A 26,625-nucleotide genomic window follows, 5' to 3' on the forward strand; every position below is an offset into this window, starting at 1 on the left:
CCGATATCCCGCATGGCGTGATGCATCACGCCATGCTGTTTCATCATCACCGGGAACATCAGCGAATGACCTCTTTCAAGGCCATCTTCAGCACGCGAAGCGTTTCCTCGATCTGCTCTTCCTGCACGATCATGGGCGGACACAAGGCAACCACATTCTCGGCGGGGCGCAGGATGACACCGTTGTGTTCGGCCACTTTCACCACTTCCCTTGCACACGCGGCGGCCGACATACCAAGGTGCTGGCGACAATAGTCATCGTCGAGCTCCACGCCCCCCAGCAAACCTACGCTGCGAACGTTACCGACACCCTTGTGGTCGGCAACCTTGGCCAGCGCCCTGGCGAGGACCGGCTCGAGCTCCATCACCCTGTCGGGAAAGCCGAGACGCTCGTACTCATCCAGAGTGGCAAGAGAAGCCGCCGCCGATACCGGATGGCCACTATAGGTGAAACCACACCCCAGGATACCGTAGCGATGGGCCTCATCGGCGATCACCTCATAGAAGTCCTGGGTCACTACGGTGGCGGAAATGGGAGCGAAGCCAGCAGACAGCTGCTTGGCCAGGATCATGATATCAGGCCGCATGTCGAACCGATCGGAGCCGAAGGGCGCGCCCGTACGATGGAAGCCACAGACCACCTCGTCGGCGACCAGAAGGATGTCGTGCTTCTTGAGGACCCGCTGAACCTCCACCCAGTATTGGCTCGGCGGAATGACCACTCCACCGGACGCCTGAACCGGTTCACCGAAGAAGGCAGCGATATTCTCCGGGCCTTCCGACTCGATCAGCCGATCCAACTCCAGCGCTCTTCGTTTCGCGAACGCTTCCTCGGTTTCACCCTCATCGGCACAACGATAATAGTTCGGGCTGCCCGTGTGCAGGATACGATCCCGTGAGAGATCGAACCCATGGTGACAGTAGTCCATGGCGGTCAGGGCGCCACTCAATACACCCGAACCATGATAGGCCCCTTCTCGCACGATGATTTTCTTCTTGTTGGGTCGCCCCTTGGCATTATTGAAATACGCCAAGAGCTTGACCGCCGTATCGATCGCTTCCGACCCCGAGTTCGAGAACAGTACCTTGTTCAGATGCTGCGGCGTCACCGCGGCGATGCGGTCGGCCAGCTCCAGGGAGGTGATCGATGCCTTGCCCAGGAAGCCATGATAGAAGGGCAGGGTGTCCATCTGCTGCTTGACGGCATCGGTGATAGCCGTGTTGCTGAAGCCGAGGCCCGCACACCAGAGCCCACTCATCATCTCCAGGTACTTGTTGCCTGCCTCATCGTAGACATGACACCCCTCCCCCTCGACCATGATCTTGGGAGTGACATCCTCGGTATGGCGAGGATCATTGAAGGGGAGAACCTGAGCCTGATGCTTTCCTGAATTAGACATACACTGACTCCTCGATGGAATCCTCTAAGGGATATCGGCCCTGGGCTACCCATGACCGGAAAGACAAATAAAATTCGGGCACAGAGTATCGAGACAATCTTTCAAGAAAGACGTCATAACATGGAACCAGAGCAATCACGCCCATCATCGATACGATAGACAATCAAGCGAGGAGTTGATGACGCAAGCTTTTCTCTTGCTTGAACACTTCCTCGCCGCCCGTTCAGTTTTGTTCGAGATCGCCGTTTGAACACCGTTCCTGTAAATAGGCCTGCATCGATCCCGCCAGCAGGAGGGAGGCATCATCCGCCCTGCCTTGCAATGAAGCCACGACCCTCTCGGCATCTTCCCGGGGGGCATTCTGGTGAAGCTTGAACATCCCTTCGACGCTATCGATCGTGAACTCGATGCCTACGATGCCGGCCAATAGACCGTCGGAGAGCTGCAAGGCATCCTCACTCCGACACCATGAACCACCAACACGAGGCTCATGGACCTCGGCGGTTCGATCCAGCACGCCAAGCACTCGCTCCTTGTCATGGAAGACTCGGGCTCGCCCATGCAGCGTGACGGCCATGTAGTCCCAGGTCGGCACCGTGGGACTCTTCCCGTTCCAGTCTCCCGAGATGTAACTATTGGGGCCGAGGAACGAGACGGTCAGTCTCGCGCTTTCTTCCAGCCGACGAACCAGCGGATTGGACCTGGCGACATGAGTGACCAGCATCGCACCTTTCAAATGGCGGCTGTCTTCGGCACCGAGGTCATGCTCACGAAGAATCGGAACATGAGAGATTTCGACGCCCTCATCACTGGCATGGATCAGCGTTCCCAGACCTCGATTGTCGATGAAACGCCACAGCGGTCCGGGGCGCTGCTCCATGAACGATGGCGGTATACGCATGAGGCACCCTCGAGTGGCGGCGGATCCTGAAGGCCGCCCCCACCGGGGCGGACACCCTGCTATGTCCCCATGGGGTTCGTGCCATCCATGGTCATCAGCGGCCCATAGGTCTCCGGGCGACGATCGCGGAACACGCCCCAGTTCGCCCGCATCTGCCGGATCTCGTCCAGATCGAAGGTCGCGGCGATGAAGGTGTCGCTATGATCGTCGGCTTCGGCCACGATTTCGCCGGTGGGGCCCGCGATGAAGCTCCGGCCCCAGAAGTCGGTGGTTCCCAGATCACCGGTCTCACGTCCCACACGGTTGGCGACGACCAGTGGGGCGAGATTGGCGGCCGCGTGTCCCTGCATCACGCGTTGCCAGTGATCGTGGCAGTCGGTGCCGATCCCCGTGGGATAGAAAAGCATCTCGGCTCCCTGCACGCACATGGCGCGTGCCGACTCGGGGAACCACTGATCCCAGCAGATACCTGCGCCGAAGGTGCCATGGGGAGTCTTCCAGGCCTTGAACCCCGTATTGCCAGGGCTGGTGTAGATCTTCTCGTAGCAGCCGGGAGGCCCCGCCGGCATATGGGTCTTGCGGTAGATGCCCATGTCCTCGCCATTGGCATCGATGATCATCAGGGTGTTGTAGTAGACGTGGTTGGCGCGCTCGAAGAAGTTGACCGGGATGACGACCCCGAGCTCCTTGGCCAGCTTGCGCATGTACTGCAGCGTCACGCTGTCTTCGATGGTCTCGGCATAGGCAAAGTATTCGGGCTTCCAGTCCATGAAGCCGAAGAAATGCATCGAGAACATTTCCTGCGGCAGGATGATATTTGCCCCGGCGGCGGCGGCCTCGCGAATCAGCCCACCGGCCTTCTCCAGGTTCGCCTCGCGATCCCAAGTGCACGACATCTGTGTCGCGGCAATGGTCACTTTCATGAACGAGTCTCCTTGGTTGTCTGACGTCGTTGCCGACGAGCATGGCCTGAGGCCATGCTCGGCTGGCGTTCTGCGAATGACGGACAGCTTGGCATGGCCAAGAGAGTGCGTGAAATGACTTATTCGATACCTTTAGGCAAACCTGGAGTTAGCCTTGACGGGAGCTAGCGATCATAATGGGAGGCCTGGCAGCGCGATATCCGCTGTCGCCAGGCCGACGGTCATGGCATCACCGAGCGCCTCGGGGCGCTCTCCACTCGATGGCCGTCCAGGGCCGCCGGTGATGGAAACCCCCTTTCCACGAGCCACCCAACAGGCCCACACGACACTCATGAAACGTTCGCACCTGCCCTTCTCGGCACTAAGAGCCTTCGAGGCCGCCGCACGCCACGAAAGCTTCGCCCAGGCGGCAGAGGAGCTCTCCCTCACCCAACCGGCCATCAGCAAGCAGATTTCACGACTCGAGGAGCAGCTCGGGTTGAGTCTCTTCGAGCGAAGCCCACGCAGCGTTTCCCTGACCTGGCACGGCAAGCGCCTGGCACCACGCGTGACCGACGCCCTGGATCGCATGCATGTCGCGCTGGAGGATGTGCTCTCCGAGACACCGCATCGGCGTCCGCTGAAGATCATCGTCGAATCCGATCTGGCACAACTCTGGTTGATGCCCAGGCTGGCCTCCTTCGAGCGATTGATGCCGGACACCCCCATCTCGGTGCAGACACGAATCGATCCGATGGAGCTCGACGATGAATCCGCCGACTGTGCCATCCTTTGGGGGCGAGGCTGGTGGACCGACTGCGAGTCGGAGCCACTGTTTACCAACTCCGCCTTTCCCGTCTGCACGCCCGAGTTGGCGAAACGCCTGCGCCACGACCCTTCCACGCTTCACGACGTGCGACTGATACACGACCGCAGCACGGAATGGTGGCAGCACGTGGCCTTGCAGATGGACATGCCCAACCTGAACTGGATGGCGGGCCCCGTGTACAACCAGACAAGCCTGTGTCTGGAAAGCGCCCAGCGAGGCGACGGCATTACCGTTGGCGATGAGGTCAGCTCTCGCCAGTATCTGGAGGAGGGTCGTCTCACCATTCCCTTCCGCCTGTCCATCCCTTCGCCGGTGTCCTATTACTTTCTCTGGCGGCGAGGAGGCCGTGACCAGGAAGCCACCCTGCTGCGTGAATGGCTGGTCGGAGAAGCCAGGGAACATCGACAGTGGATCACGGAATACTGGCGGAATCTCTGGCCGGATGGGGTCTCCCGATGACCGCGGATGATGCACCGGGGAAGACGAACCCGATGCGCCTTCGACGATCGGCGAGCCAAACGCCGGCAGTCAACCAGGCTACCCATCAACGCCTTGGATGCCGGGAGAATCGGCTCGGCCATCACGCCAACGCGAAGCGTTCGCGTAGGGCCCCGGCCACCGCCGAGTCATCATGGTGGCCGATGCGCCGCGCCCCGGGCAGCGTCGCCGCCAGCTCGGGGTGGCCGTTGGCCATGATGTGGGCCTCGCCGGCCAGCGCCAGCATCTCGGCGTCGTTGAGGTTGTCGCCGAAGGCCAGGCAGCGCTCCGCCGGCAGGCCGAGCCGTGCCAGCAGCGCCGCCAGCGCGGTACCCTTGTTGACGCCCCCGGCCATGATCTCCAGCGAGTTACTCATGGAATACGTCACGTGCAGGCGTTCGCCGGCGCGCCGGCGCACTTCCCGCTCGAGCTCGGCGAGATGCGCCGGCTCGCCGATGTAGAGCACCTTGCCGACGCCGTCGGACGAGAGCCGCTCCGCCGCCTCCACCCGATAGCCGAAGCCGGTGTGGGCGTGCAGGGCGAGTAGCCCCGGGGCTTCGGCATCGATCACCCATTCGTCATCATGATAGAGGTTCAAGCGCACCTCGGCGGGGCGCGGCAGCTCGATCAGCTCGCGGGCCAGCTCGGCCGGCAGGTGGCGAGCCTCGAGCAGGCCGTCGTCGGGGCCGTGGGTATAGGCGCCGTTGGTGCTGATGATGTGGGCGTCCACGCCGAGGCGGTCGCGGAACGCCAGGATGTCGCGATGGTGACGCCCCGAGGCCAGGGCAAGGTGATGCCCCTGGGCCGCCAGGGCGCGGAAGGTATCGACCGTCACGTCCGTCAGGGCATGGTCGGCGCCGAGCAGGGTACCGTCGAGGTCCGTGACGATCAGATGGGTCGTCATGCGTTGTCCTCACTCGATGAATGGGCGGCCAGTCTAGCAGCCCGTCGCACCGCATGCCGCCCGGGGGAACGGCGCGACGGGCCATGGGGCTAGAGCGACACGGCACGGCTGTGACGCTGACCGTCGCGGCTGACGGTGCGCAGCAGGACGTCGCCGTGGACCTCGGGCCTCGCCGCGTCATCGTAGGCTCTCCAGGTCTCGCCGCCATCCAGCGAGACCTCGAGGACGACACCGGGCAGGGCCACGTTGGCGGCCAGCCGCCCCTCCTCGACCCTGCCGCCGGGCAGCGGCAGTCGATAGGCGATACCCGCCGCCTCGAGCCTCGGCAGTTCTCGCTGCCCCAGTAGATTGGCGAAGCGCCGCCAATCGCTCATCAGGGCCGGTCGATCGACATGCTCGGTGACACCGCCCTCGTAGGTGCGTCCCGCCACCGGATCGAGCTCCCAGTCGGCGCGATGCCAGGCTCGCTCGGCCAGCCCCAGCAGCCGGGGAAAGACCATCGACTCCATCTGCTCCTCGGTGCGCACCGTCTCGCTCCAGGCCTGGCCGGAAAGCCCGTGGGCGCCCTCCCAGGCCGGCTGGCTCTCGGCGGCGAAGGCCTTGCCATCGCGATCCCGGGAGGTCTCGGCATTCTGCGCCAGGCTCGCGGCGGAGAACGAGAACACCTTGCGGGTATCGGTGAAGCGCGTCGCCCAGTAGTACCCCCGCTCGTGGGGATTGACCTCGTAGGGCATGTCGAAATAGAGGTAATCCGGATTGGAGAGCACCACGTCGTAGCCGCGCTGCTGCCAGTCGACGGCCGATTCGCTGCCTCCCCAGTAGAGGGTCTCCCAGAAGTTCACCGCGACACGCTCGGTCGCGAAGTCGTCGGCATGGGCCACATCCTTGAGGCCGTCCTGCCAGGCCGACATGCCCTCGATGCCGTGCTCGGCGACCAGCTCATTGACGTGGCGGGCGAAATGGCTCGGCAGCTGCTCGACCGATTCCACCTCGCCTTCTTCCACCAGGCGCTGACAGGCCGGCGACGCCTCCCAGGGGTGATCCTCGCCGCGCTGGTCGATGGTGCCTTTCCAGTCCACCGGCTCGGCGGCATCGACATCCTGAAAGCCATTGCCCAGCAGGATGTTCTTGGCCTCGTCGCCGCCATAGTGCCAGGTACGCAGCGCCAGCCCCGCCTCGCGATGCATCGCCGCCACCTCGCCGATCACCTTGTCGACGAAGCGCAGCGAGGCATCGCGACAGGGGTTGAGGTAACTCTGCCGGTCGTAGAGCTGCACCGAGAGCGTCTTCGAGGTGTCTTCCGGGTCCAGCAAGCGATACTCGTTGGCCGCCTCCTCGTCGCCGTCGGCCATCAGCCGACGGTAGCGCGCCTCCATGGCCACCACCGCCGCTCGGGCATGGGCCGGCATGTCGATCTCGGGAATCACCTCGATGTGGCGCGCCTTGGCATAGCGCAGGATCTCGAGGTAATCCTCGCGACTGAAGTGGCCGCTGCCATGGGTCGCGCGGGTCGGCCCGGAGCCGAGTTGGGGCAGCAGGCAATCGTTCTCGTCCAGATCGTGACACCGCTCACCGCCCACCTCAGTCAGCTCGGGCAGGCCCGGGATTTCCAGCCGCCACCCTTCGTCGTCGCTCAAGTGGAAATGGAAACGGTTGAGCTTGTAGGCCGCCATCCGATCGAGCAGCCGCAGCACCGAGGCCTTGTCCTTCATGTTGCGCGCCACGTCCAGCATCATGCCGCGATAGTCGAAGCGCGGCGCATCCTCGATCTCCAATGCCGGTAGGTGGCCGTCGCCGTCCAGGGCCCCCAGCAGCGACTGCACGCCGTAGAAGGCGCCAGCGGCATCGAAGGCGGTGATACTCGCCCCCTCGGCATCGGAGCTGAGCCGATAGGCGCCCTCCCGCGCCAGTTCACCCTCGAAGTCGTCCGGGGCCAGCCGCACCTCGATCGGCCAGCCTCCGTCCTCGCGCAGCGCGATGTCGCGTCGAGAGAAGTACGACGCCAAGGCCGAACGGCTGGCCGTCGACATGGCGGGTGCCTCGAGCGCGACACCGGCGGAGAGGTCGGCCTCGGCCGCGCCGACCTCGAGACGGCGCGGCGAGGGCACGATCCCACCGCGCAACGCCGCCTCCGGCATGAGACTGGCCGCGGCGTTGCGCTCGAAGCGTGTCGCCGCGTTCATCACCACATTGGCATCCTCGGGGGTGCGCTTGATTCGCTCGCCGGTAATCGGCGCCACGAAGTCCCCGATGCTCTCCGTCGCCGTGCTGTCGAGGGTGGCGGTGACGTCCCCCACCGCAACATACCAGCGGGGCATGACATCGGTCATGAACAGCTGCCAGTACTCCCCGACCACCGGAATCTCGAGACGCTCTCCCGCCGCCAGGCCGTCGAACCCGGCAGCGGGCTCGAGCCGGTTGAGGTCGCCGGTCAGGTGCTCGATATCGACCCGATCGCTGTCGACGCGCAGCAGTCGGCGGATGCTGGGAAAATAGATCGCCCAGTCCTCGCGCTCGATGGCGCCGCCGCGATTGGTCAGGCCGATGGTGGCAGTAAAGCAGGAAGCAAAATCGGCGCCCAGCGACTGGCAATCGACACCGTGCACGGAGGCATGGTTGGCGTTGATGCGATAATCGACCTCGAGTTGCTCGGCCAGGCGCTCGGCCAGGGCCTGGTCACCCTCGGCCTTGGCCTGCCCGACGCCGGGCAGCGCCAGCAAGGACAGCGCCCCGACCATCAGCCAGCGACGGCGGGCAAGCGCGGTGGCGAGGGGGCGTCGAACGAATCCATGCATCGGGCGAGTCGTGTTCGTGGTCATCATGTGGGTTCCTTTTTGTCATGAGATGGCCATGGAAAAGACATCGGCATGCCCGGAGGCGCGCCTCCGGGTATGGTCGGGCGTTACAGCAGGGAGAACGGCGCCACGATCAAGAACTTCACGTCGCGCTCGTCCTGAAAGGCGTTCTTGAAACCACCCCCGCCCCAGGAGGCGTAATCGGTGCGGTTGTCGTAGTCGGTGTAGTGCAGCTGGAAGCGCGTTCCTTCGGCCCAGCCGTCCTGCACCACGTAATGCACATCGACATTCCAGGCCCGCTCGCTGAAGCGGCGATCCGGATCGACATAGCCGGCATAGGGTTTCGCGCCCCAGCCATAGGCGTAGGACACACCCAGGGCCCAGCCCGGCAGCGACCAGCCATCGAGGGCGTATTCGACGCCGGCATAGATCGCCTTCTCATCGTGGTGATTCCAGTCCGAGCGAGCGTCCCACCAGATATCGAGGCGTCCGTTGGACGAGGCATAGGGCGTGGTCATGCGCGGGACGAAATACCCCTGCGAGCCGGGGGCTCGCACCCAGGAGAACTCCAGATTCCAATCGAAGGCCCCACGGCTGTAGCTCGCCGTCATGGCCTGCTGCCAGGCGGTACCGTCATAGACGTCGTTCACCGAGCCGTCGCTGTGGGTATCGTTCGCGCCATAGAACTGATAGCTCAGCGACAGGGGCGAGCCGGCCAGCTCGGTGTCCCAGGACAGCTTGGCGAAGCCCTGGTTCATGAAGTCGTCGGCCTGGCCAATCGCGGCCTCGAGGGTCACGCCGCCATCGAAACGATAGGACGCCCCCAGGGAGTGCAGGTAATCGATCTCTCGATCATCCGGCTGACGGAACTCATAGACATCGCGATACCAGGGCGCCTTGTAGGCATCGGCATAGAAGTAGCTCAGCGCCACACCGCCGACCTCGGTGCCGACTTCCGCGCCTCGATAGGTGCCCGGCAGATAGGACCAGTTGGGGGCGATGACGCTGGTGCCCTGGGGCTGCAGATACCCCATTCGCGCCCAGCTGTCGCCCAGCTTCAGCTTGAGGGCGGCGCGATACAGGCTCGCGCCGTTCTCCTCCTTGCCATCCCAGCGCTCGTCCCACAGGGTATCGGCCGGCCGGAAGTTGAACTCCGTGCCCTGGTGTTGATTCTGGAAGTCGTAGGCGGCATAGGCCGCCAGATCCAGCCCCACCACGCCTCCGGCGAAGCCACTGGAAAAGTCGAGTGCCAGGTTGGCGGTGGAATGCTGGAGGTTAGAGGCATAACGCCCGGGGCGACCCTCGCCGTTGGCGCCCCTGCCGCCCTCGCGACGGTCGCGATCGCGGTAGATGTAATAGAGGTTGGCGTCGAGGCTCGCGTTTTCCCAGAAGCCTTCGGTCTCCACCTGGGCCAGTGCCGGTGTCAGCGAGGGCCATAGTGATAGCGCCACGGCACTTACCAGCAGGCGGCGCCGGCGGTACCTCCCGATGAGCGACGTCGACACGGCGCAATGACGGTGAAACGACTGCATCGTTGTCTCCTTGGCTTTGTTGGCATTGTTTTGAGGACATCTCGATTGTCATGGGCCCGACCGGGCCCGGCTCGACGGCCTCCTCCGCCGAGTGCTGGCGCGCAGGCACCCGACACGGCCCCGAGGGGCCATGCAGGATGAAAGGCGAAAGGATGGCGGCCGGACACGGCCGCCGAAGAAAGGCTCCGCTAGGCTTTGTCTGAAAAGTCGGCGAGCGAAGGCTAGACAAGGCAAAAAAGCAGCGAGAAGCCGGAGTTTACGGGGTGTAAATGAGGACTTTGACCGGGCTCGCGCACGAGCTGATTTTTAACGTGGTATAGCCGAGCGCAGACAGTTTTCAAACATTGCTTAGGAACGCGGAGCGACGGGCAGACGGTCAGTCGCGCACCGCCAGGGAAGCGGCCAGGGTGCCTGCCTGGTCGCCGACCACCAGGTGCCAGGCGCCCTGCCCCAGCGACTGGACGCCCCGACAGCCCAGGGCCTCCAGAGCCGCGCCGTCGAGGCGGGCCTCGTCGACCAGTTCGACGCGCAGCCGGCTATGGGCCAGGGCCTCCAGGCGGCGCAGGTTGTGCGGGCCGCCGAGCGCCTCGCGCCAGCGATCGAGCCGCTCGGCATCGGGTGCAGGGGCCGCGGCCATCATGCCGGCCTCGTCGACGCTCGGCGGGGCGTCATCCGGGGACACAGCGCGGGGAGCGGCCACACCCTCGGCGGCCACGGCGGCGCGGATCTCGTCGGCCACGCCGTCGGCGATCGGGCCGAGGATCACCTGCAGGCCGCCGCCGCCGAGCTTGAGCACGCCACGCGATCCCAGGGACTTGAGCGCGGGCTCGTCGATGGCCTCGGCATCGGCGAGTACAAGGCGCAGCCGGGTGGTACAGGCGCCGACGCTTTGCAGGTTGTTCGCCCCGCCGAGGGCGGCGACGAAGGCCGGGCCGCGTTCGCCGGCGGCCGCGGGCGCCGCCTCGGCGGCCTCGTTCTCGGGCTCGCGGCCCGGCGTCGGCAGGTCGAAGCGCACGATGGCCCAGCGAAACACCATGTAGTAGAGCGCGGCATAGGCCAGCCCCACCGGCAGCATCAGCCAGCCGTGGGTCGACAGCCCGTAGGACAGCGCATAGTCGAAGGCCCCGGCGGAGAAGGTGAAGCCGAGCTTGACGTCGAGAAACTGCATCAGCGCCATGGACACCCCGGTCATCACCGCGTGGAACACATACAGCAGCGGCGCCAGGAACATGAAGGTGAACTCGATGGGCTCGGTCACCCCGGTGAGGAAGGCGGTCAGCGCCAGCGACAGCAGCAGGCCGCCCACCTGGGCGCGACGGCCGCGCGGCGCGGCGTGGTACATGGCCAGCGCCGCCGCCGGCAGGCCGAACATCATCACCGGGAAGAAGCCGGCCATGAAGCCCCCGGCGCTGGGATCGCCGGCGAAGAAGCGGTTGAGGTCGCCGGTGGCGCCGTCGAAGCTGCCGAACACGAACCACACGAAGCTGTTGAGCACGTGGTGCAGGCCGGTGACGATCAGCAGCCGATTGAGCGCGCCGTAGACGAACTTGCCGAATTCCCCGGCCTCGATCAGCCAGTGGCCCAGGCCATCGATGCCGGCCTGGATGGTCGGCCAGGCCCAGCCGAAGACGATGCCGAGGCCCACCGCCGCCAGTCCGGTGGCGATGGGCACGAAGCGCCGGCCGCCGAAGAAGGCCAGGTAGTCCGGCAGCTGGATCGCCTTGTAGCGGTTGTAGAGCAGGCCCGCCACGCTGCCGATGATCACCCCGGCCAGCACCCCCATGTTGATGTCGGGGTTGAGGGTCTTGAGCACGGCGTCCAGCACCAGGTAGCCGATCACCCCGGCCAGGCCGGCGGCACCGTTGCTGTCGTCGGCGAAGCCCACCGCCAGGCCGATGGCGAAGATCAGCGCCAGGTTGGCGAAGATGGCGTTGCCGGCCTCGGCAACGAAGGCGATATCGAGCAGGTCCGGCTGGCCCAGGCGCAGCAGCAGGCCGGCCACCGGCAGCACGGCGATGGGCAGCATCAGCGAGCGGCCCAGCCGCTGCAGGCCGGCCATGAGACGGGAACCGAGGGTGGTGCTCATGAGGGCATCCTCTCGTGGGTTGTTGTTGTGGTACGAGTGGCATCCGCGGCGAGCCAGGCCGAAAGGCGCTCGCGCACCGCCGCGGCGTCGTCGAGGGTCAGCAGCTCGGGGATCGTCCCGGCCAGGGCCGCGGCATCCAGGCGACGCAGCGCGGCCTTGATCGCCGGCACCCGGGCCGGCTCAACCGAGAGCTCGTCGACGCCCAGCGCCGCCAGCAGCGGCGCGGCCAGGTCGTCGCCGGCGGCGGCCCCGCACACCCCCACCGGACAGCGCCCGGCGGCGCCCTCCACGGTGGCGCGGATCAGCGTCAGCACCGCCGGATGCAGCACGTCGGCACGGGCCGCCAGCCCGGGATCCTCGCGGTCCATGGCCAGGGTGTACTGGGTCAGGTCGTTGGTGCCGATGGACAGGAAGTCGGCCTCGGCGGCGAGACGCCGGGCACACAGCGCCGCGCTCGGCACCTCGATCATCGCGCCCAGCGCCGGCAGCCGGGTCACGCCCAGCCCCTCGGCGAGACGCTCGAGGCGCTCGCGCACCCGTGCCAGCTCGCCGGCATCGGCGATCATCGGCACCATGATGCGCAGCCGCTCCGGGGTCGTGACGCCGAGCAGCGCGCGCAGCTGGGCGTCGAGCAGCTCGGGATGGGTCTCCCACAGCCGCGAGCCGCGCAGGCCCAGCGCCGGGTTGGGCGCCTGGGGCAGGCGCAGGTAGGGCAGCTGCTTGTCGGCGCCGATGTCCAGGGTGCGGATGATCACCGGCTTGCCGCCCAGGGCGTCCACCGCGGCCTGGTACTCGCCGCGCTGGTCGGCCTCGCTGGGTGCCGCGGACCGTTCGAGGAACAGGAACTCGCTGCGCATCAGGCCGATGCCGTCGGCGCCGGCCTCGGCGGCCAGCCGCGCCTCCTCGGCGGAGCCGATATTGGCGCCTACCTCGATCTCGCGACCTTCGCGGGTGACGGCCGGCTCATGGGCGGCGGCGCGCTCCCGGGCGGCGCGTTCGGCGCGCTCGGCGACGGCCGCCTCGACCTCCGCCAGGCGCCCGGCACTCGGCGCGGGCTCGAGCAGCCCGGCCTCGGCATCGAGCACGGCCCGCTCGCCGTCGAGCTCGCCGATGCACTGACCCATGGCCACCAGGCAGGGAATCCCGCGGGCCCGGGCCAGGATCGCCATGTGGGAGGTGGTGCCGCCGGCGGCCAGGCACAGCCCGGCCAGGCACAGCCCGGCCGGGCGGGCCTCGGCCAGGGCCACCAGCTCGGAGGGGGTAAGATCCTCGGCGAGCACGATGGCCCCGGCGGGCACCTCGGGGGCCGACGCCTCGGCCTCGGCGTCCAGTGCCTCGCGCCAGGCCTGACCGGCGCTGCGGCCCGCGGCGAGATGATCGTCTGCCGCCCGGCGCAGGTCGGGATCCTCCAGCCAGGCCTGGTGGGCGGCGAAGATCTCCGCCTCGGCCTCCTGGCCGGCCGCCCGGGCGCGCCGATGCTCGGCGTCGAGGGCCTCGCCCACCGTCTCCAGGGCCCGGGTCAGGCGCGGCGCCTCGACCGATGGGCCCTCGCCGCCTCGCGGCACCCGGGGCAGCGCCGGGGCGTAGGCCACCAGCGGGCCGATCGCCAGGCCGGTGCTCGCCACCAGGCCGGGACACTGGCCGTCGGCGGCCTCGGCCAGGCTCGCCTGGGGCGCGGGGGCCGACTCGGCGGCCTCCGGCGTGGTCAAGAGCCGCTCGGCGGCGTCGAGGGCCGCCTCGGCGCCCTCGCCCCGCGCCGTCAGTGTCAGGGCGGTGCCCTCGACCGCGCCCAGGTTCATCAGCGCGCTGAGGCTGTCGGCGGCGGCCTCGCCGTCCGCCGAGGCCAGCGTCAGGCTCGCCCCGTGTTCCCGGGCGATGCCCCGCAGCCGCGCGGCGGGCCGGGCGTGCAGCCCGGCGGCCAGCGCCAGGACCAGCTCGCGGCGATGGGCCGGGCCGTCGGCCACGGCAGCAGACGCCTCCGGCGACGCCGGGGTCAGGGCCAGCAGCGACTCGCCCCGCGTCACGCGGTGGCCGGCGGCCCGGGAGAGCGACTCGACCCGGTGGCCGGCGGGCTCGGTGACCACCAGCGGGGTGATCAGGGCCTTGGCCCGATGGGCGAGCCGATCGGGATCGAAGCGGCACAGCGGCTGGCCGGCAACCACTCGGTCGCCGACGGCGACCGCGAGCTCGATGCCCTCGCCGTTCAGTTCGACGGTATCGAGGCCCAGGTGCAACAGCAGCTCGACGCCCTCGGCGGTGCGCAGAGTCACGGCATGGCGGGTGCGTGCGCACTGCACCACCTCGCCATCGCAGGGCGCATGGAGGGTATCGCCGAGCGGGTCCAGGGCGATGCCCTCGCCCAGCGCCCGGCCGGCGAAGACCGGGTCCGGCACCGCGTCCAGGGTCAGCAGTACGCCGTCGCACGGCGCCTGCAGGATCAGGGATGGGGTTGGCATGGAAGTCTCCATGGGTTGTTGTTGTCTTGGCGAAAGGCGTTGGCGAAAGGCCTGGATGGCAGGCCCCTCGGCCGTCGGTCAGACGGTGCGGGTGACCTTGCGCAGGTGCCGGGGACGGTCCGGGTCGCTGCCCCGGGCCTCGGCCAGTCCGGCGGCCATGGCGTAGAAGCTCTGGATCACCGACAGCGGCTGCAGGTCGTCGTGGCCGGCATCGGTCAGGGTCAGCTGGCGCCGGGCGACGCTCGCATCGGCGGCCAGCAGCACCCGGGCGCCCACACCCTCGAGCCACTCGGCCAACTCCAGCAACCCAGCCTGCTCGGGCCCCGGCGGCGCGAACACCAGCACCGGATAGCCTTCCCCGATCAGCGCCATGGGGCCGTGGCGCACCTCGGCGCCGCTGAACGGCTCGGCCTGGATGGCACAGGTCTCCTTGAACTTGAGCGCCGCCTCCTGGGCCACCGCCAGGCCGGGGCCGCGACCGATCACCATCATCCGCTCGACGCCGACCAGGGCCTCGATGGCCGGCGACCAGTCCTGCCCGGCCGCCTCGGTCAAGCGCTCGGGCAGCGCCTCGAGCGCCGCCAGCAGCGTCTCGTCGCCGGCCCAGTGGCCGACCAGCTGGGCGCCGGCGGACAGCGTCGCCAGGTAGCTCTTGGTGGCCGCCACGCTGAGCTCCTCGCCGGCGAACAGTGCCACCTCGTCGTCGCTGGCCTCGCCCAGCGGTGACTCGGGCGTGTTGACCAGCGCCAGGGTGCGGGCGCCGCCGGCGGCCAGGGCCCGCTGGGCGGTGACCAGATCCGGGCTCTGGCCCGACTGGGAGATCGCCACCGCCAGCTGGCCGGAGAGCCGCCAGGGGGCACCGGCCAGGGACGGCGGCAGCGAGGCCACCGGCATGCCCAGATGCTTCATGATCAGGTAGCCCAGGTAGGCGGCGGCGTGGTCGGAGCTGCCACGGGCCACGGTCAGGGCGCTGCCGGGGGCCGCCTCGCGCAGGCGTTCACCCAACGCGGCCATGACCTCGGCGTTGCGTTGCAGCTGGCCGCGGATCCGCTCGGGGGCGTTGCGGGCTTCATCAAGCATCAGTGACATGGAGTTCTCCTTCGATGGGCCGGCCCGCCACGTGGACGGCCCGCAGGTTGAGTTCGGGGTCCAGCACCACCAGGTCGGCCCGGGCGCCCTCGGCCAGGCGCCCCAGGTCCTGGCGGCCGAGGAAGTCGGCGGGAAAGCGCGACAGCCGGTCCGAGGCCTCGGCCAGCGTCAGGCCGAGCCCCACCAGGTTGCGCAGCGCCTGGTCCATGGTCAGGGTGCTGCCGGCCAGGGTGCCGTCGGCCAGGCGCACCCCACCCAGGCACTTGGTCACCGCCTGCTCGCCGAGCCGGTAGTCGCCGTCGGGCATGCCCGCCGCGGCGGTGGAATCGGTGACCGCGTAGAGGTGGGGAATGCTGCGCAGGGCGGCGCGGATGGCACCGGGATGCACGTGCAGCAGGTCGGGGATCAGCTCGGCGTAGTCGGCATGGGCCAGGGCCGCCCCGACCATGCCGGGCTTGCGGTGATGCAGCCCGCTCATGGCGTTGAACAGGTGGGTGAAGCCGCAGGCGCCGTGCTCGAGCGCCGCCACGCCCTCCTCGTAGCTGCCCAGGGTGTGGCCGAGCTGCACGCGGATGCCGCGCTCGCTGAGCTCGCGGATCAGCGTCAGGTGGCCGGCCAGCTCCGGGGCCAGGGTCAGCAGGCGGATCGGCGCCAGCCGGCACAATGACTCGACCTCCTCGAGCACGCCGGGGCGCGCATGGGAGGGCTGGGCGCCGAGCTTGCCGGGGTTGATGTAGGGGCCTTCCAGGTGAACGCCGAGCACCCCGGCGGCATTCGGCGACGGGTCGCGCAGGTAGTCGCCGATATCGCCGAGCACGCGGCGGATCTCGGCGTCCGGGGCGGTCATGGTGGTGGCCAGCAGGCCGGTGGTGCCGAACCGCGCATGGGTGCGCGCCACGGTGGCCAGGGCCGCGCCGCCCTCCATCACGTCCGCCCCGCCGCCGCCGTGGACGTGCAGGTCGAGGAAACCGGGCAGGATCCGCGGCAGATCGTTGTCGTCGGGCGCCACCGGCGTCTCTGGCAGCGCGGCGAGGCGCCCGTCGTGCCAGCGCAGCTCGCCGAGGCGCCAGCCATCGGGGGTCAGGACATTGCCGTAGAGGGTGCCTTCGTGCATGGGGGGCTTCCTGTCAGCGGGTGAGTTCGACCACGAAGTCGTAGTAGTCGGTGCGGCAGTAGGTGACGGTCAGCTCCGCCGGGGTGCCGTCGGCGAGATAGCCCAGGCGCGTCACCTCGAGCAGCGCCTGGCCCTCGGGCACCTCGGCCTGCCGGGCCAGCTCGGCGTCGGCGTTGACCGCGCTGACATGCTGCAGGGCCCGGGCGATCGGTCTGCCCGCCGCGTCCAGGGTGGCGTAGAGCGAGCTCTCCACCGCCTCGGGGTCGGCGAGGATCGCCGAGGGCAGGCAGCTCTCCTCCACCGCCATCACCACCCCGTCGGCCAGGCGCAGGCGCTTGAGCCGGGCGACCCGAGCGTCGCCGGCGAGCCCCAGGCGCAGGCTCTCCTCGGCGGTGGGTGCGGCCAGGGTGCGCGACAGCCAGCGCGAATTCGGCGTGAAGCCGCGCTGGGTGAGCATCTCGGTGAAGCTCACCAGTCGGGTCAGCGGCTGGTTGAGGCGCGGGGTGATGAAGGTACCGGAGCCGCGGGTGCGGCGGATCAGGCCCAGCTCGGCCAGCCGGTCCAGCGCCTTGCGGGCGGTAATCCGCGAGACGTCCAGCGCCTCGGCCAGGGCCCGCTCGGAGGGCAGCGCCTCGCCGGCCAGCCAGGCGCCGGCCTCGATGGCACGCTCGAGGCCGCCGGCCAGCTGGTGATAGAGCGGAGTCGGCAGCGAGGTATCGAGATGAAGCTGTTGCAGACGGGGGTCCATGGGCGGTCTCATCCAGGCATCGTGATAGTACCAATGTAGACCACCATTGATACCAATCAAATACCAATTGTCTTAGACCTTGGTTCGAGTCCCGCCGCGAGGGCGCCTCGGCGCCCCGCTGACAGGGTCGGCGCGGGCCGGTGCGCGATCGGCCGCTTGCCCGATTGGCGCGGGCTGGCGGAATCCGTATAGTGGCCCTCCTATCCCGCCAATCGATCGTGACCCATGCTGCAGAACAACTCGGTGCTTGCTCAGCTCAAGCAACAGATCCGCGACAACACGCCCCGCGTCGAGGGAGTCATCAAGGCCACCGACCGCGGCTTCGGTTTCCTCGAGACCGACGACGGCGAGTCCTACTTCGTGCCGCCCCCCGCCATGAAGCAGGTGCTCCATGGCGACCGGGTCGAGGCCGTCCTCCACGAGGAGGGCGAGAAGAAGTCCGTGGAGCCCGACACCCTGATCGAGAGCGGCATGCAACGCTTCATCGCCCGCGTGAAGAAGCGTGACGGCCGCCTGGCGGTGATCCCCGATCATCCGTCGATGAATGTGCCGCTCAAGGCGAGGGTCAAGCGCAGCCTCGACGAGGCGAGCCTGGGCGACGGCGACTGGGTCGTGGTGCGCCTGGTGCGCCATCCGCTCAAGCCCGAGGACCGCGGCTTCTTCACCCAGATCGACGAGCTGGTGGCCAAGACCGACGATCCGGCGGTGCCCTGGCGGGTGACCCTGGCCCGCCACGCCCTGGAGCAGGAATGCCCGGACGCCGGCGACGACTGGCCGCTGCGCGACGAGGGCCTCGAGCGCGAGGACCTGACCGCCGAGCCGTTCTTCACCATCGACGGCGAGAAGACCCGGGACATGGACGACGCCCTGCGCATCGTGGCCCGCGAGGGCGGCGGCTGGACCCTGACCGTGGCCATCGCCGACCCGACCGCCTACGTCGAGGAAGGCCATGCCGCCGACCTGGAGGCCCGCACCCGCGCCTTCACCGTCTACCTGCCGGGCCAGAACGTCACCATGCTGCCCGAGACCCTGGCCGACGACCTGTGCTCGCTGTGGGAAGACCGCGACCGCCCGGTGCTGGCCTGCGCGCTGGACATCGAGGCCGACGGCAACCTGGGCGCGTACCGCTTCTTCGCCGCCAACGCCCGTTCCCATGCCAAGCTCGTCTACGACAACGTCTCGGACTGGCTCGAGGGCCAGGGCGAGTGGGCGCCGGCCGAAGCCGTCGGCGAACAGCTCAAGGCCCTGCGCGAGCTGACCGAGGCCCGCGCCGCCTGGCGCGCCGAGCACGCCCTGGTATTCAAGGACCGCCCGGATTACGTCTTCGACCTCGACGCCGCCGGCAACGTGCTGGACATCCGCACCGAGGAGCGACGCATCGCCAACCGCATGATCGAGGAATCGATGATCGCGGCCAATGCCTGCTGCGCCGATCTGTTGGCCGAGCACGTGGGCCACGGGATCTTCAACGTCCACCGTGCCTTCGAGGCCGACAAGGCGGAGGCGGCCCAGGAGTTCCTGGCCAGCCAGGAGATCCAGGTGGAGCGCGAGGCGCTCACCGAGCTGCCCCGCTACAGGGAGCTCAAGCGCGAGCTCGAGGGCCGCGACGACGCCTGGCTGGACGCCCGCCTGCGCCGCTTCCAGGGCTTCACCAACATGTCCGCCCAGCCCGGCCCGCACTTCGGCCTGGGGCTCGACGCCTACGCCACCTGGACCTCGCCGATCCGCAAGTACGGCGACATGGTCAACCACCGCCTGATCAAGCGCGTGCTCAAGGGCGAGCAGGCCCCGGCCGAGGCCAGCCAGGCGCTCACCGAGCAGCTCACCGAACGCCGCCGCCTCAACCGCCTGGCCGAGCGCGACGTCAAGGACTGGCTCTACGTGCGCTTCCTGGGCGCGGCCGCCGAGGCGAACGAGAGCTTCGAGGCCGAGGTCATCGCCATCAACCGCGGCGGCATGCGCGTGCGCCTGACCGCCAACGGCGCCACCGCCTTCGTGCCGGCCCCGCTGATGCACAGCGACCGCGACAAGGTGGCGATCGACGACAAGGAAGGCCGCATCCAGGTCGAGGGCGTCGAGCGCTTCAAGCTCGGCGACGTGATCCGCGTGGCGCTGACCGAGGCCCGCGAGGAGACCCGCTCGCTGGTCGGCCGCCCGGCCGACTAAGCGCCCCCAAGCGCGACGTCTCGCCACTGAAACGGCGGCCCTCGGGCCGCCGTTTCGCGTTTCGGGCGTGGCGGCCCCCGGCGAGCGCGAACACGGTTCATCGACGCCATGTCGTCGAACTGTCGCAAAGCCCGCGTAGCCTGATAGCTGAACCATCGGCCCGCGCGGGAGGGACCCTTTGCATATCGCCGACATCACCATGTTCCACGCCCCCTCGAGCGGCGGCGTGCGCACCTACCTCCAGGCCAAGCGCCGTCGCGTCGCCGAGCACTCCGGCCTGCGCGCGAGCCTGGTGGTCCCCGGGGCCGAGCGCGACGGCCTCGACGACTGCTATACCCTGCCCGCGCGTCGCCTGCCGCTGGGCCAGGGCTATCGTTTCCCGATTCGCCGCGGCCCCTGGCGCGACCAGCTGCTGGCCCTGTCACCCGACCTGATCGAGGCCGGCGACCCCTATGTCACCGCCTGGGCGGCGCTGGAGGCCGGGCAGCGGCTCGGCGTGCCGGTGGTGGGCTTCTACCACTCCGACCTGCCGCGACTGATGGGCGACCGCTTCGGCGGCGCGGTGCGTCGGCGCCTGCAGCGCTATGTCGCCGACCTCTATGGTCGCTTCGACGGCGTGCTGGCTCCCTGCCGCGCCATGGCCGAGCGGCTCGCCGACTGGGGCGTCGACGACGTGCGCCTCCAGCCGCTGGGCGTCGACCTGGCGACCTTCCACCCCGACCGCGCCGATCCGGCCTGGCGGGCCTCGCTGGGCCTGCCGGCGGATACCCGGCTGCTGGTCTTCGCCGGGCGCCATTCCCGGGAGAAGCACGTCGACGTGCTGCTGCGCACCCTGCAGCGACTCGGCCGCCCCTACCACCTGCTGCTGATGGGGCCGGGCATGCCGACCCGGGTGCCCGACAACGTCACGGCAGTGTCCCGCTACTGCGACCGCCGCGAGGTGGCCCGGGCGCTGGCCAGCGCCGATGCCCTGCTCCACGCCGGCACCCGCGAGACCTTCGGCCTGGTGGCGCTGGAGGCCATGGCCTGCGGCCTGCCGGTGGTCGCCGCCCGGGCCGGGGCACTGGTCGAGAATGTGCCGCTGGGCGGCGGCCTGCTGTGCCAGCCACGCAATGCCGCCGCCATGGCCGAGGCCGTGCAAGCGCTGTTCGACAACGACGTGGCGGCCAGCGGCCGCCACGCCCGTCGCCACGTGGAGCGTCGTTTCCACTGGGACCGGGTGATCGACGACCTGCTGGCGTATTACGCCACCCTGGCCCCTCGCCCCGCGACCGCGCGCCTCTCCGGCCATGGTTGAGCGCCTGCATCGCCACCGCTGGACCTGGTTGGCGCTGGCCCTGGTGCTGGCCTCGGCGCTGCCGATGCTGATCGGCGGGCGGGCCTCCCTGGCGGCGCTGGCCGATTTCCCGCTCTCCCGGCTGCTGGCGATGCTGGCCCTGGTGGGGCTGTGCTGGAACCTCAATGCTCTGCGCCTGCGACTGCTGCTGGCGGGCCGCGCCGGCAGGCTCGGCCAGGGCGGCGCCCTGGGGCTGGTGATGGCCACCGAGTTCGCCATCTGCGCCACGCCTGGCGGCAGCGGCGGGCCGGCCACGCTGCTGATACTGCTGGCCCGTCGCGGCCTGCGGCCGGCGAAGGCCTCGGCGGTGTTCATGATTGATCAGTGCTGCGACCTGCTGTTCTTCCTGCTGGCTCTCAGCGGAATAGTGCTGGTGTCACTCGCCACGGCGGTGGCCTGGCGCCATCTGGGTCTATTGGTGGCCGCCATCGGTCTCCTGGCGCTGCTGCTGGTCGGCATCGCACTGCTGATGGTCCGCCTGCCGACGCTGTTGCGCCGCGGCCATCCGATGAAGAAGCGCCCCAGGCTGGCCCGAATACTGCTGCGCTTTCGCCGGGCCCTGGTCGCCACCCTGGCCCTGCCCCGCCCGACCCTGGCGCTGATCATGGCTTGCTGCGCCGGCCACTGGCTGGTGCGCTACAGCCTGCTCTATCTGGCCCTCACCGGCCTCGGCGCCGACGTGGCCTGGAGCTGGGCCTTCCTGGTGCAGATGCTGTCGATGGCGGCCGGCCAGTTGAGCCTGCTGCCCGGCGGCGCCGGCGCCGCGGAGCTCGGCACCGGCATGCTGCTGCTGCCCCTGGTCGGCCAGGCCACCGCCGGGGCCGCCGTGGTGGTCTGGCGCTTCGTCACCTTCCACTGGTATCTGCTGGCCGGCGCCCCGGTGTTCCTGGCCATGTTCTTCGCCACGGGATGGCCATGCCGCCACCTGTTGGGACGCTGATCGGACCTATCGGCGCCTGACATCAACCGAACGCAGCATATTATTGGCGATGTCATCGACACCCTTGATGGCCAAAATAGCGCAGCGAATATGGCACCTTCTTCCGCAAGGCCTCTTCACCTTCTCGCATTGACGCCCCTACCTCTATATACAACACTGGTCGCGCATTTCCATCATATCAATGCACGATATGACGATGGATACTGAGCTACAGCCTCTCTCAATATCGTCTCCATATGACGACAAATACACATTAATTTTTTACGGCAATTCCCCTCACAAGGAGTACATTGACGTCAGTCAATGCTGCGCACCGTAGACACAAGGAACCTATTCATGAGTTCAACTATCGAGGTAGACACTTCGACCTCCGCCGAGGAGCTCGAGAGTCTGATACGGGATGCCGAATCGGGCACGACCTTGCAGCTTTCCGCCGGTGATTTTCGCTTCGACGACTCGATCACCATCGAATGTTCCGACATCTCCCTGATAGGGGCGGGATCCGGCGAGACGCGCCTGATTTTCACCGATGAGGCCCTGTCGCGGGATAACGACCAGGCGATTCACCTGGACGGCAGCGAGAACACCGACATCGGCACCCTGTCGTCGGATGCCGACAGCGGCGATCGCCGGCTGACGCTGGAGGACAATCCCGACTTATCCGTGGGCGATACCCTCCGCCTGTGGCAGGACAACGATGACGCCTTCTTCGATGACATCGGCGACAGTTCATGGCGCAAGGTGGAACATGCCGAGCTGCGAACCAGCATGGCCAAGGTCACCGGCATAGACGGGGATACGATCACGCTGGACCGCGAGGTGCGCTTCGACTTCGCCGCTGTAGACACCCAGGTGGAACGCCTGGCGAGCGTCGATGATGTCACCCTGAAAGGCTTCAGCCTGAACTTCGAGCTGGGCGAGGCCGACCCGTCACGCTTCGAGAACGTCCGGGATGACTTGAGCGACTATCATGCCGTGCATCTCGAGGGCACGATGAACGCTCGGTTCGACGATATCCAGGTACTGGATGGCCCCTCCACCGCCTTTCGTTTCTCTCGAGCAGTGGATACCAGAGCCGAGGATCTCGAGGCCCATGGTGCCGTCAACAAGGGCAGCGGCGGCAACGGCTACGCCTTCGAGCTGCACGAGAGCTATGACGGCGTGTTCACCGGGCTCGAGGACAGCGGCATGCGTCACGGCCTGGTGTTCGCCTCCTGGCGCTCCTCGGTCGGCAACGAGGTCGAGATCGCGTCCACCGACCGCGACGTCAACTTCCACGGCGGCCGGGATCACGACAACAGCGTCCATGTGCTGCAGTCGATTCGCGATCCCGAGGCAGACGAGCTGTCGCCGGCGCTGTACGTCAACGAGCACGGCGAGAGCTTCGGTGCCCCCACCGACCCCGAGGCCAACGAGGTGGTCTTCGACTACCTGATCGGCACCCGGCGGTCGGACGAGGTGCAGGGCTCGGACGACGGCGTCTACCTGAACGGCGGCCTGGGCCATGATCGGCTATCGGGCGGCAGCGGCGACGACCTGCTCCAGGGCGGTCCCGGCGACGACTGGTACGACGGCGACGATCGGCTGGACGGCGGCGAGGGCGTCGACACCGCGCGCTACACCGGCAGCATCGACGATCACGAGATCGCGATGTCCGACGACGGCGTGATCATCACCGGCAAGGGCAGCGAGGATACCCTGACCGACATGGAGTTCGCGGTCTTCGGCGATGGCACCACCCTGCACATAGCGTCGGGCAACCTGTTCCGCGGCGAGCCCATCGACACGCCCGAGCCCGGCGAGATCCTCGACGGCGACGGCATCCAGCCCGCCATCCTGGAGGACGACGCCGAACTGCTGGTGACCGGCAACGTTACCAGCCAGTGGTCCTCGGGCTACGTGGCCGAGATCTTCGTCGAGAACGTCTCCAATGACGACATCGTCGACCCCGAGCTTGGCTTCGGCCTGCCCGCCGATCTCGATACCCTGTGGAACGGCATCGTCGGCGAAGCCGACGGCGGCTATCGGGTGCAGGACAACAACGCCAACACCCTGGCGCCGGGCGAGGCCTGGCGCTTCAGCTTCAAGGCCTATGGGGATGGCGACCCGCCTGCCGACATGACGGCCCAGGCCGACGGCCGAGCCCTCGACGTCCAGGTGCTCGGACTGGGCAATGCGCCGCCGGACGAGCCGGTCATCTAGCCCTCCTGTTCCGGGGCCCGCGGCCCCCTGAAGGCGCCTTTGTGATAATTCCCCTGCCGCGATGACGGGTTTCTTGGTCTTTGGGATGTGGCATAGTGGTCACAAATCATTACAGAACCGACATTTCCGGTTGACGCCACCGGAATGACGCAGGGGAAATTCGTCCATGGCCCAACGCTGGGGACTCCGCGGGCAGTCCGCGCTGACGCTATTGCTGGCCTGTCTGCTGGCCCTGATCCCGGCCCTGGTGATCGGCTGGCAGGCCATCGACGACGTGCGCCGCCATTTCGCTTCCCGCTACGCCGAGCAGTACACCCTGCTGCACATGCAGAAGATCCTCGCCCCGGTCTCGCGGGAGCTCGCCCTGGCCCGGCGTTTCGCCGACTCGGTGGTCACCCGGGAGTGGCTGGCCGCCCCGGACGATGCCGACGCCCGCGACCGCTTCTTCCGCGAGGCCGAGGGCTTTCGCGAGCAGTACTCCGGTGACGCCTACTTCGTGGTCGACGACGCCAGCGGCGACTACTACTACAACGACGCCGCCTCGTCGCCGAGCCGCCAGCCCCGCTACCGGCTGTCCCCGGACGACCCGGAGGACGCCTGGTACTTCGCGAGCATGGAGAGCAGCGCCACCTACAACATCAATGTCAACGTCGATGACAAGCTGGGCCTGGCCAAGGTGTGGATCAACGTCAAGGTCCGGGACGGCGACCGCCGGCTGGGCATGGCCGGTGGCGGCCTCGACCTGGGCCGCTTCCTGGACGACTTCCTGCGCGACAACGCCCCCGGCCTGACGCCGATGATCGTCGACGCCCGCGGGGCCATCCAGGCCCACCCGGACCGCGAGCGACTGGCCTTCAACTCGGGAGCCCAGTCGCGGCTCGCCGGCAACACGCCCCGCCTCCAGGCGCTGCTCGACGCGCCTGACCAGCGTCGGCGCCTGGAGGACGCCATGCTCGAGGCAAGGCGCCGGCCCGGCGAGGTCCACAGCCTGGAGGCCACCCTCGAGGGGCAGCCGCGCCTGCTGTCGGTCGGCTATATCCCCGAGCTGCAGTGGCTGTTCGTCTCGGCGCTGGACCTGGCGAGCGCCCCGGTATTCGAGGGCCGCTGGTTCTGGTCGCTGATCGGCGCCCTGACGCTGGTGCTGGGGGTGCTGATGCTCGGTTTCGCCTATGGTACCGAGCGGCTGATCCTCGGCCCCATACGCCGCCTGCAGCACTCGGCCAGGGCCATCGCCGCCGGCGACTACGCCAGCCACCTGCCCACCGAGCGCGACGACGAGATCGGCGAGTTGTCCCGTGCCTTCTCTCACATGGCCGGCCAGGTGGAGCGCCACACCCAGGAGCTGGAGGAACAGGTGCGTCGCCGCACCCGCGACCTCGAGACCACCAACGCCGAGATGGTGACCGCCCGGCGCCAGATCGACGCCTCCCTGGAATACGCCAGCATCATCCAGCGCGCCATCCTGCCCAGCCGACAGCTCGAGACCCACCTGGCCGGGCACCAGGCGGTGCTGTGGCGGCCCCGGGACCAGGTGGGCGGCGACTTCTATGTCTTCCGCGCCACCGAGGCAGGCTACCTGATGGGCGTCATCGACTGTGCCGGCCACGGGGTGCCCGGATCGCTGATGACCATGCTGGCCCGGGCCATCATCGACAACGCCATCCTGCAGGTGGGGGCGCACGATCCGGCGGCCATCCTCAACGAGACCGACCGCCAGAACCGGGCCACCCTGCAGCGGGAGAGCCTGCCCGCCTCGATCGCCACCAACATGGACGTCGGCCTGGTGTGGGTCGCCCACGGCGCCGACGTCCTGACCTTCGCTGGGGCCAAGATGTCGCTCTACGCCAGCGACGGAGCAGACCTGGAGGTGCACCCCGGCGGCAAGCGGGCCCTGGGCCAGAAACGCGCCATGACCTACGAGAACCGCCGCCTGCCGCTGCGCCGGGGCTGGACCTACTCGCTGTGCAGCGACGGCTTCCTCGACCAGGCCGGCGGGGAGCACGGCTTCGGCTTCGGCAACCGTCGCTTCGAGGCCATGCTGCAACGCCATGCCGACGCGCCGCTGGACACCCAGATCGCCGCCTTCGAGGCCGAACTGGACGCCTACCGAGGCGAGCTCCCTCAGCGCGACGACATCACCCTGCTGTGCTTTCGTTTCGACACCACGCCCGCGGCCGAGGCCACGTCGGCCGGCCGCCCCTCGTCCACCTGACCCGGAGACGCCATGGATCTGCTGACCCTGCGCGACACCTACCTGCAGCAGCGTTCAACGGCCCGATCTCGCGCAGCCTGATCGAGGAGATCGGCCATGCCCTGCGCAACTATCTCAACAGCCAGTCCGCCGCGCCCTCCTCGGCGATGGACGTGTTCGCGGTCTACATCGAGATGACCCAGAACATCCGTCATTATGCCCGCCTGCAGGACTACGGCGAGGAAGAAGCCACCGCGACCATTGCCGTGGCCCGGGACGACGACGGCCATTACCTGGTGTCGGCCGGGAACCTGGTCGAGACGGCCGACGGCCGGCGGCTGGTCGACGCCGTGGAGGGCCTCGCCGAGCTGGACGCCGCCGAGCTCAAGCGCGCCTACAAGCAGCAGCTGCGCCGCCCTCGCGACGAGGCTGCCACCAGCGGCGCCGGCCTGGGGCTGATCGACATGGCTCGCAAGTCGTCGCGACCGCTCCAGGCCTCTCTCCAGCCGTTGTCATCCCATCGAAGTTTCTTTAGCCTGACAGCCACTATCTGAACGG

General features: G+C 68.2%; 18 protein-coding genes. 7 read left to right on the forward strand and 11 right to left on the reverse strand.

Going from position 1 to position 26,625, the window contains the following annotated elements:
• Positions 1-58 precede the first annotated feature (58 nt).
• The 3 genes from ACXAFN_RS00980 to ACXAFN_RS00990 form a co-directional block, all read right to left on the reverse strand.
• Positions 59-1,399, reverse strand: coding sequence for an aminotransferase (locus tag ACXAFN_RS00980; protein ID WP_474985399.1), 1,341 nt, complete (start codon positions 1,397-1,399; stop codon positions 59-61).
• A 223-nt stretch (positions 1,400-1,622) separates the two neighbouring features.
• Positions 1,623-2,300, reverse strand: a complete 678-nt coding sequence (locus tag ACXAFN_RS00985; protein ID WP_474985401.1) for an FMN-binding negative transcriptional regulator — start codon at positions 2,298-2,300, stop codon at positions 1,623-1,625.
• A gap of 59 nt (positions 2,301-2,359) precedes the next feature.
• Positions 2,360-3,223: a nitrilase-related carbon-nitrogen hydrolase gene (locus tag ACXAFN_RS00990; RefSeq protein ID WP_474985403.1), complete on the reverse strand. Its 864-nt coding sequence runs from the start codon at positions 3,221-3,223 to the stop codon at positions 2,360-2,362.
• A gap of 331 nt (positions 3,224-3,554) precedes the next feature.
• Between ACXAFN_RS00990 and ACXAFN_RS00995 the strand changes: the two genes are divergently transcribed.
• Entirely contained in the window at positions 3,555-4,490 is a 936-nt protein-coding gene (locus ACXAFN_RS00995) for a LysR substrate-binding domain-containing protein (protein WP_474985405.1), read from the forward strand.
• A gap of 121 nt (positions 4,491-4,611) precedes the next feature.
• Here the strand turns inward: ACXAFN_RS00995 and ACXAFN_RS01000 are convergent, their stop codons facing one another.
• The 8 genes from ACXAFN_RS01000 to ACXAFN_RS01035 all read right to left on the reverse strand — a co-directional run bounded on the left by ACXAFN_RS01000 (position 4,612) and on the right by ACXAFN_RS01035 (position 17,232).
• Complete coding sequence (locus ACXAFN_RS01000; protein ID WP_474985407.1) at positions 4,612-5,412, reverse strand: Cof-type HAD-IIB family hydrolase; 801 nt, start codon at positions 5,410-5,412, stop codon at positions 4,612-4,614.
• An 89-nt stretch (positions 5,413-5,501) separates the two neighbouring features.
• Positions 5,502-8,234 carry a beta-N-acetylhexosaminidase gene (locus ACXAFN_RS01005; protein ID WP_474985409.1) on the reverse strand — a complete coding sequence of 911 codons (2,733 nt, stop codon included), beginning with the start codon at positions 8,232-8,234 and terminating at the stop codon, positions 5,502-5,504.
• Between the two features lie 80 nt (positions 8,235-8,314).
• Positions 8,315-9,739, reverse strand: coding sequence for an OprD family outer membrane porin (locus ACXAFN_RS01010; RefSeq protein ID WP_474985410.1), 1,425 nt, complete (start codon positions 9,737-9,739; stop codon positions 8,315-8,317).
• 376 nt (positions 9,740-10,115) lie between these two features.
• Positions 10,116-11,825, reverse strand: a complete 1,710-nt coding sequence (nagE, locus tag ACXAFN_RS01015; protein ID WP_474985412.1) for an N-acetylglucosamine-specific PTS transporter subunit IIBC — start codon at positions 11,823-11,825, stop codon at positions 10,116-10,118.
• Entirely contained in the window at positions 11,822-14,281 is a 2,460-nt protein-coding gene (locus ACXAFN_RS01020; RefSeq protein WP_474985414.1) for a glucose PTS transporter subunit IIA, read from the reverse strand. The genes nagE and ACXAFN_RS01020 overlap by 4 nt, the downstream gene beginning before the upstream one ends.
• A gap of 78 nt (positions 14,282-14,359) precedes the next feature.
• Positions 14,360-15,370, reverse strand: coding sequence for an SIS domain-containing protein (locus ACXAFN_RS01025; protein WP_474985416.1), 1,011 nt, complete (start codon positions 15,368-15,370; stop codon positions 14,360-14,362).
• Complete coding sequence (gene nagA, locus ACXAFN_RS01030; RefSeq protein WP_474985417.1) at positions 15,354-16,484, reverse strand: N-acetylglucosamine-6-phosphate deacetylase; 1,131 nt, start codon at positions 16,482-16,484, stop codon at positions 15,354-15,356. The genes ACXAFN_RS01025 and nagA overlap by 17 nt, the downstream gene beginning before the upstream one ends.
• A gap of 13 nt (positions 16,485-16,497) precedes the next feature.
• On the reverse strand, positions 16,498-17,232 hold the full coding sequence (locus tag ACXAFN_RS01035) for a GntR family transcriptional regulator (protein ID WP_474985419.1): 735 nt from the start codon (positions 17,230-17,232) through the stop codon (positions 16,498-16,500).
• Positions 17,233-17,457: 225 nt separating this feature from the next.
• Between ACXAFN_RS01035 and ACXAFN_RS01040 the strand changes: the two genes are divergently transcribed.
• The 6 genes from ACXAFN_RS01040 (at position 17,458) to siaB (ending at position 26,621) form a co-directional block, all read left to right on the forward strand.
• A complete protein-coding gene (locus ACXAFN_RS01040) occupies positions 17,458-19,398 on the forward strand; it encodes an exoribonuclease II (protein ID WP_474985421.1) in 1,941 nt (646 codons plus the stop codon).
• Between the two features lie 178 nt (positions 19,399-19,576).
• Complete coding sequence (locus tag ACXAFN_RS01045; RefSeq protein ID WP_474985423.1) at positions 19,577-20,695, forward strand: glycosyltransferase; 1,119 nt, start codon at positions 19,577-19,579, stop codon at positions 20,693-20,695.
• Complete coding sequence (locus tag ACXAFN_RS01050) at positions 20,688-21,674, forward strand: lysylphosphatidylglycerol synthase transmembrane domain-containing protein (protein WP_474985424.1); 987 nt, start codon at positions 20,688-20,690, stop codon at positions 21,672-21,674. Before ACXAFN_RS01045 ends, ACXAFN_RS01050 begins: the two co-directional genes overlap by 8 nt.
• Positions 21,675-22,010: 336 nt before the next feature.
• On the forward strand, positions 22,011-23,876 hold the full coding sequence (locus ACXAFN_RS01055) for a cellulose binding domain-containing protein (protein ID WP_474985425.1): 1,866 nt from the start codon (positions 22,011-22,013) through the stop codon (positions 23,874-23,876).
• A gap of 166 nt (positions 23,877-24,042) precedes the next feature.
• Entirely contained in the window at positions 24,043-26,088 is a 2,046-nt protein-coding gene (gene siaA, locus ACXAFN_RS01060; protein WP_474985426.1) for a biofilm regulation protein phosphatase SiaA, read from the forward strand.
• Complete coding sequence (siaB, locus tag ACXAFN_RS01065; protein WP_474985427.1) at positions 26,022-26,621, forward strand: biofilm regulation protein kinase SiaB; 600 nt, start codon at positions 26,022-26,024, stop codon at positions 26,619-26,621. Before siaA ends, siaB begins: the two co-directional genes overlap by 67 nt.
• Positions 26,622-26,625 lie beyond the last annotated feature (4 nt).

It is taken from the genome of Halomonas sp. ABH4_019, assembly GCF_056159885.1.